Raw genomic sequence first — 4,715 nt, forward strand, 5'->3', positions numbered from 1 at the left:
GTGTGTTGCGCCGTGTTGCGGTGATCAAAGCAGCGCAGCAAGTTGGGTTGTCGTTAGAAGAAATTAAACATGCGTTAGATGAACTGCCGAAACACCAAGCCCCTAACAAAGCGCAATGGGAAGAAATGGCAAGCCATTGGCATGAACAGTTAGAACAAAAGATTCAAAAACTTAAAGCGTTGCAAAACGATTTAGGCGGATGCATTGGCTGCGGGTGCTTGTCGTTAGAAACCTGCGCACTTCGAAACCCAGAAGATGTATTAGGGAAAGACCACTCGGGGTCGAACTTAACGTTAGAAGAAGAGTAGCGATTATCTCTATTCTTTGTCGAAACTGTCGACTACGATCGCGCCCATCGAAGCAGGCATTGTGATGACGATAACGCGTTTTATCGCAACCAAAGGCTCATTCATGAGTGGCAGTTTATCAAGACAGAAAAGAACTAACGCTACCACAACGGCCGCAATGAGGTACGCGATAACCACACGAAAAATAAAGATGGATACGCGATTCTTGATGTGGCTTTGAAACACGCTTTGATACGCGAAAAAACTGAGGAAAATGACAGAAAGACTTAACAGCATGAGCAAGTTTGCCATTGGTAGGCTCTCACCCAATCGCCACGCTTCCTCCGAAAATGAGATCGGGACTGCTAGGGCAAAAGCGCCAACCAATACTTGGCTAGCGTCTTCTAGATTAAAGTGGCTGCTCATGCTGTTTATTCCATTATTCGCTTGCTAGATGTAAGAGCTTTTCAAAACGCTCATTACCGTGCAGCAATTCGAGGTCTCGTTCTTCGGCAAGTAAATCACGAATGGATGGGCTGTATTCAATTGCGCGTTCCAAGTCTTCAATAGCTTGCTCTTCGATACCAAGGCGAGAGTATGCACACGCGCGTTGATACAGTGCAGGGCCGTTGGTGTAATCGACTTCAAGTACGCGGTTACAAATGCTAAGTGCCCAATGGTATTCGTTGATTTCCATCGCTGCGTCGGCTTTGTAAGTCAACGCTTCTAAATCACCTGGACGAATTAATAAGATTTCATCATAGATCTCAATACGTTGTTCTGGAGTTTGAGAGCTTTGTGCACGTAGCCATAAGTTATGGATCTCGTTGATTTTCTCAATCTCTTTGTTGTTTTCGCTGATAATGCGAGTTTTGCGTTTTAAATCTCGCTCAAGGGCGACAAACTTTTTCTCGTATTCTTGGGCGATCTTCTCCAATCGTTTATCAGCCATCTCTTTGGTGTTGTGTTTAAACTCGCGCAGAGATTGCCATCCGACAAAGGCAATCAGCGATGCGACACCAGCAATGATGTAGAAGAAGTATGTAACGGTCACGTTGGCATAGTTCAACGATTTATCTGCGACCGTTAGCTCGCGATCGGTGATCTCTGTGATCATTCGCTTTTCTAGGCCTTGATAGTCCTGACGCAGCGCTTTTAGTTCATCTAAAATATAGCGTTCCATTAATGGTCTATCTAACAGATCCGATTCTGAATACTTTTCCTCCGATGCCATTGTTGGCAAGGCAAGTATCAGCGAGAAAAAAATACCAATAAATAAGCGCATATAACGTCCTTTCACGAGAAGAGTACAGATAGACCATGCAACAATAGCAAATAGCACAAACGTTTAGCAAAGTTATTACAAAAGAAATAACAGTCGTCTTCGTAGAAGTCATATTCTTGTTGTTTTTCAGTTTGTTCCTGGTGGTTATTTGTGGTGATATCTTTTATCCTCCTTACGAATTTATGATTAATGGAGTGAGCATGGACGCGCGAGCTAAGGATTACTTAGAACAATTCCTAGAATTATTATCACCAGAACAAAGGGAAGCTGTACCATCAGTCAGTGCTGACTATTATTGTGCCGACGAATACAACGCGAATGTATGCGCAGATTTGGTTCGTATTGGACAGAAAACTGCATCGTGCAGTTTGGAGCTTTGGTATCGAGAACATGGTGAAACCATGCCCCAAGTCGGTCATTTACAAGTAGTGACGAATTGGGATGGGGACCCGGTTTGCGTGATACGAATTACTGACGTAAGTACATGCAAATATGAGGATGTAACCGCAGAGTTTGCCTTCGCAGAAGGCGAAGGTGATAGAACCTTAAACTGGTGGCGTGATGCTCATACTGCATTTTTTAAAGCTGAATGCGATGAGTTGAACATCGATTGGCATGAGAAACGTACGCTGGTTTTAGAGCGTTTTGAAGTGGTGTATCCCGTCAATTAATCTCTGATAGCAGCACTGATTTGAAGTGCTGCTTTCTTTATCGAGAGACCATTTTTAGCGCTTTCGAGCGGTCACACTAAACATGTGCCAATGTTTTTGGCTTCCGACTACAGTGGTCCCGTCTTCATCTCTTTCATGCAATGAAATGAGGTCGTAACCTTCGAATAAGCTTTCCACTTCCTTTTTCGTTAATGTGGTAATGTTTGGATGCATTTCGGAGGTCACCCAGGAGTCTTTCACTCCCAAGAAATCGCCGCAGAAGATACCGCTCGGTTGTAATGCGCTGTCTATTTTTGTCCAGACTTGTTTGAAGCCTTTGTCAGGGCAAAAGAACAAACTGGCATTTGCGATAACCAAGCTGCACTGAGGATAATTAAACTCAGTAAAACAGCACTGCGAAACCGAAAATCGTTTGTTACCTTCAAAGCGTGTTAAACAAGTTTTTACTGCATCTTCATTGCTATCACATGCGTGAACCTTAAATCCCTTTTCGAGGAGAAAGTGGCTGTCTCGACCTATTCCGCAGCCAATATCAAGAGCGACTTTGCCTTCTATCTTAAGTTGGTTTACGGCATTTTCCACGTTTGGGCGGTGAGGTTGGCTTAAAATTTTCTGATAGTATTCATTCCATTGCGCTGGCATTGAACTTCCTTATGTTGGTTGTGTCCCCTGCCCAAAACTAGCGTCCATTTTGTTTTGCTTGACTGGGGAGGTTTGCAGTATTGGCAGCTGTTATAGCTGATCTTCAATCGGTAATATTCCGGAGAACCAAGCGCCCATTTTTCGCCATACTCCTGCTTCTGGTTCGGAGTCGTATTCTTCGCCTGTTTTTACGTCGGTCCAGACAATGTCCCCGTCGCGCAGAGTTAAGGCATAGGCGTTACTCGACAGTTGACTCGGCAGTTGTTCTAGAAACATTTGCACATATTCAGGCTGTTCGATAACAACGGCCATTTCGGTATTCAAAGCGGCCGAACGTGGGTCCCAGTTCATCGAACCAACGAAAAGTGTTTTGTTATCAATCGTCATTGCTTTAGCGTGTAAACTTGCTCTGCTACTCCCCGTGAGGCTCCACTTACTTTTGAGTTTCGCGCTCGCTTTTACTTCCCAAAGCTTTATTCCAGCTTCGAGTAGATCTTTTCGATATTTTGCGTACCAACCATGCACGGCAAACACATCGTTAGACGCGAGGCTATTGGTCACAATCGTGATATCAACGCCTCGCTTGGCCGCGTTACTTAATGCTTGAGTACCTACTTTAGTTGGAACGAAATAAGGAGAAATGAGCACAAATGAATCCTCAACACTTTTAACCAGTTCCGACAAATTATCAATAAGTTGGCTCTCTCGGGTTGCGACTTTATCGGGCAGATCAAACCATACTTTCGCTTCTCCCCAGTAGAGCTTGAGTTTGCCTTGTTTTAGATCTTGGTACATATCCAGTTGTGTGAAGTCATAGCGGCCGGTTGAAAACTTTTCCTCTAACCGGAGTTTATTGACCTGCTTTTGAATCGCTTGGTCGGTAATTTGCTGTGAATTCGGTGTAATCCATTCCATTGGTATCGCATAGGCGCTATTCCAGTAGAGGTCGAACTGATCGGCAGTTTGTTGTACCGCCTCACCATAGAGCAGAAGATCAAAATCACCAAACTCAACTTGCGATTCAAAAGAGAAGTATTCATTGCCGATATTTCTACCTCCGACAATGGCGGAAACACTGTCTGCAATCAGAGACTTATTGTGCATACGACGATTAAGACGTTCAAAATCGCTAGCAAGAGCGAACCAACGGGAGTCGCGATACTGATGCGGGTTAAATAAGCGGATTTCTATATTAGGATGTGCATTGAGGGCAGCCATCACATCGTCGTTTCGCTTTTGCATATCGTCAAGCAACAGCCTTACTCGAACACCACGCTTTGCCGCTTCATACAAGCGCCACGTTATTAGCTGACTCGTTTCGTCACCACGGTAAATATAGTATTGAAGATCAAGGCTTTTCTGGGCGGACTCGATCAAAGAGGTTCGAGCAAGAAGGGCATCGTGTCCCTGATTTAACGGTGCAAAGCCAGTTATGGACTTAGGGTCTCTCCCGTAAGCTTCAAAGTACTGCGCAAGAACAGAATCCTTTTGATAACCGAGCTGAAAGCTGGTGGACTTTTCACTGGCGTCATTCAACGATACGGATGAGCATGCCGATAAAATAGTGAGCAGCGAGGGGAAGAGCAACTTGGCGAGTGTTTGTAACAAAGCACATTTCCTTGTCTTACAGAGTGTTACCTACTCCAAATTATAGACTTAAGCTGACGCCACATGCACCCAGAACCGTTTGATAACGAGCGATTAATCAATGAATTGCCATAGAGCCTGCACTAAGTTCAACTTTTAGAGCGCAGATAATCATTTATTTTAATTATCATTATGGCCGTATTGGTCATAATCACTAATATCTGGTGATTATGACCAATAGCA

The 4,715-nt window shown here is 44.1% G+C and carries 6 protein-coding genes; 2 read left to right on the forward strand and 4 right to left on the reverse strand.

Annotated features, from left to right (window positions below; genetic code table 11):
• A partial coding sequence (soxR, locus tag CAG68_RS14350) for a redox-sensitive transcriptional activator SoxR (protein ID WP_161441301.1) occupies positions 1–308 on the forward strand: 308 nt, incomplete at its 5' end.
• 9 nt (positions 309–317) lie between these two features.
• Here soxR and CAG68_RS14355 read toward each other — a convergent pair.
• Both CAG68_RS14355 and CAG68_RS14360 read right to left on the reverse strand, forming a co-directional pair.
• Positions 318–713, reverse strand: a complete 396-nt coding sequence (locus tag CAG68_RS14355) for a DUF2391 family protein (RefSeq protein WP_005373896.1) — start codon at positions 711–713, stop codon at positions 318–320.
• 13 nt (positions 714–726) lie between these two features.
• Positions 727–1,572: a TPR end-of-group domain-containing protein gene (locus tag CAG68_RS14360; protein ID WP_161441302.1), complete on the reverse strand. Its 846-nt coding sequence runs from the start codon at positions 1,570–1,572 to the stop codon at positions 727–729.
• Between the two features lie 200 nt (positions 1,573–1,772).
• On the opposite strand from CAG68_RS14360, the gene CAG68_RS14365 reads away from it, so the two are divergent.
• On the forward strand, positions 1,773–2,243 hold the full coding sequence (locus CAG68_RS14365; protein WP_005373887.1) for an ASCH domain-containing protein: 471 nt from the start codon (positions 1,773–1,775) through the stop codon (positions 2,241–2,243).
• Between the two features lie 54 nt (positions 2,244–2,297).
• Here CAG68_RS14365 and CAG68_RS14370 read toward each other — a convergent pair whose 3' ends face one another.
• Positions 2,298–2,885, reverse strand: a complete 588-nt coding sequence (locus CAG68_RS14370) for a class I SAM-dependent methyltransferase (protein WP_054729937.1) — start codon at positions 2,883–2,885, stop codon at positions 2,298–2,300.
• A gap of 90 nt (positions 2,886–2,975) precedes the next feature.
• On the reverse strand, positions 2,976–4,493 hold the full coding sequence (locus tag CAG68_RS14375; RefSeq protein WP_054729935.1) for a phospholipase D family protein: 1,518 nt from the start codon (positions 4,491–4,493) through the stop codon (positions 2,976–2,978).
• Positions 4,494–4,715: the final 222 nt, after the last annotated feature.

The organism is Vibrio sp. V42_P2S4T144, assembly GCF_009904715.1.
GTDB classification, from domain to species: domain Bacteria; phylum Pseudomonadota; class Gammaproteobacteria; order Enterobacterales; family Vibrionaceae; genus Vibrio; species Vibrio alginolyticus.

Excerpts from the sequence above, each read along its gene's own strand:
- CAG68_RS14355 (WP_005373896.1), bottom strand. The coding sequence starts at position 713 with ATGAGCAGCCACTTTAATCTAGAAGACGCTAGCCAAGTATTGGTTGGC.
- CAG68_RS14360 (WP_161441302.1), bottom strand. The coding sequence starts at position 1,572 with ATGCGCTTATTTATTGGTATTTTTTTCTCGCTGATACTTGCCTTGCCA.
- CAG68_RS14365 (WP_005373887.1), top strand. The coding sequence starts at position 1,773 with ATGGACGCGCGAGCTAAGGATTACTTAGAACAATTCCTAGAATTATTA.
- CAG68_RS14370 (WP_054729937.1), bottom strand. The coding sequence starts at position 2,885 with ATGCCAGCGCAATGGAATGAATACTATCAGAAAATTTTAAGCCAACCT.